This is a genomic window from Alistipes sp. ZOR0009 (assembly GCF_000798815.1).
Lineage (GTDB): Bacteria > Bacteroidota > Bacteroidia > Bacteroidales > ZOR0009 > Acetobacteroides.
In genome coordinates this window covers 1-432 of record NZ_JTLD01000101.1, presented here as the reverse complement: position 1 = coordinate 432, position 432 = coordinate 1, and the positions used below count along the sequence as shown (strand labels likewise).

1 protein-coding gene is annotated in these 432 nt (G+C 48.6%); it reads right to left on the bottom strand.

Annotated features, from left to right (window positions below; translation table 11 throughout):
* Nucleotides 1-432, bottom strand: a 432-nt coding sequence (locus tag L990_RS16600; RefSeq protein ID WP_047451764.1) for an immunity 49 family protein, incomplete at both ends; no start/stop codon positions are given.

Sequence of the window (432 nt, the reverse complement as noted above, 5' to 3'; positions counted from 1 at the left end):
GCAGCTCCGCTGGTATTAACTTGCTTTTTACGCTTACTTCCACACCACATATCCAAGCCAGCTTAGCATACCCCAGTGCGGGCATTGATATGTACTTCTTCAGAAGAGTGTCGTCATTTCTTGCCCGATGGATTTTGGGGCTAACCAGCGCGCTCAGCGCCTCCTCGCACTTAGACCTATCCCTAGCGTATAGCGCCTTGAAGAAGTTAACATCATACTTCATAAGTTCAGGATCACTTGAATTTTTAGGAAGATATAATGTCTCCATAATGTTTAGGTTTCGCTCTACAAGGGCGGTGTCGCCCTTTAGAAACTGCTGGATGGTATGCACAAATATGGAGGCTTCCCCAGCCAGCACGTTCTCCTCCATGGTGATGGGCACAGGGAGGTTGGTGTCATCGTCGTAGTAAACGCTGCGGTAGGTAAGGTTGG